A 1,519-nucleotide genomic window follows, 5' to 3' on the forward strand; every position below is an offset into this window, starting at 1 on the left:
GAACAGTATTGGGCGGATTCAACCGGTCGTCGCAACACATTCGATTATATTCTGTTTGAGCAGTTCGTCGAGAGCTTCGGCAGGTGTTCGCCAGCCGAGGGTCTTGCGGGGCCTTGTGTTCAAAGCATGCGCGACAGCGCTCAATTCATTGGTGCCGTGCTGGCTGAGATCCGTGCCCTTTGGAAAATATTGGCGCAGCAGCCCGTTGGTGTTTTCGTTGCTTCCGCGCTGCCAAGGGCTTTGTGGATCGCAGAAATAGATTTCCAGACCCGTATCGATCTGGAGCTGCGCATGTTGGGCCATTTCCGCACCCTGATCCCAAGTCAACGAGCGCCGAAGATGCGCAGGAAGTTCCATGATCGTCCCCGCAATCGCGTCGCGGACGGCCTCTGCACCATGGCCAGCCAGTGCTGGTCCATTCTTGGGCACATCGCCCTTCCCATGGCCTTCCATGCGCGGCAGGTGCAAAAGCATGGTGAACCGCGTTGTGCGCTCGACCAGTGTGCCAATCGCTGAACTTCCAAGACCGAGAATAAGGTCGCCCTCCCAATGGCAAGGCACCGCCCTGTCGCCAATCTCTGATGGGCGATCGCCGATCATCAGCGCATCTGTGAGGAAGGGCCTGCCACGACTTCGGGCGCGTTCACGAGGCAACCGCAGCGCGCGGCCAGAGCGCAGACAGGCCGAGAGTTCCCGCTTCAGGGCACCTCGTCCTTGAATATAAAGCGCCTGATAGATGGCCTCGTGGCTGATACGCATGGTTGGATCCTCGGGGAAGTCCATCTTCAGACGTTGAGCGATCTGTTCCGGGCTCCAGGCACAGGACCAGCGCCGACTTTGCCGATGAACGGCCCGCCGTCCTTTCCATACCACAACAGGCCCATCGAAGGCGATGCCACCCGGCGTAGCGATGAGACCGGACAGTCGGTCTTGGACATAATCACGCAGGGCTGGGTTCCTCGCCAGCTTGCTTGGTTTTGGGCGTCACGCTGGAAGCGTGCCTTTGGCACGACGTGCTGCGCGATCTGCATGCCACTGCGCTGTGATAGCGCGATAGTCGAAGTCCCCGCCGCGCGTTGCAGAATTGCGCCTGATCTCCCGCGATACCGTGCTGGGTGACCGTGACAGCTTGCGCGCGATGGCGCGGATACCTGTCCCCCTCGCGCATTCCAAAGCAATTTCTTCTCGCTCAGAGAAAGTCAGATTCCGGTTCGTCAGGGACATCGCCGATGGTGCAAGATGTGTAGGAGGCATTCCACCAGAACTCCGAAACCAGCGGATTCCAACAGGACCGGAAACACCCGCTTCGACGGCGGCCACCTCACTGGAATGACCCAAAGCCACGCTCCGCCAGAACCGACACAGATTCTCACGTTGCCAGACCGGCGGCCGTCCTGGCGAGCATAATTTGCCCCGTGTCGAACGTTCGGATTTTCGTCTGCCTGTTGTCATATACACCTCCTGAAACGGGGTGTTGCGACGACCGGTTGAATCCGCCTTGCGACCCGCGATCCGTGTG

At 59.6% G+C, this 1,519-nt stretch carries 1 pseudogene; it reads right to left on the reverse strand.

Going from position 1 to position 1,519, the window contains the following annotated elements:
- Positions 1-18: 18 nt before the first annotated feature.
- Positions 19-1,452: pseudogene (locus CHB75_RS21135) on the reverse strand (IS30 family transposase).
- Positions 1,453-1,519: the final 67 nt, after the last annotated feature.

Origin of the sequence: Puniceibacterium sediminis, from assembly GCF_900188035.1 — a bacterium.
GTDB lineage: Bacteria > Pseudomonadota > Alphaproteobacteria > Rhodobacterales > Rhodobacteraceae > Puniceibacterium > Puniceibacterium sediminis.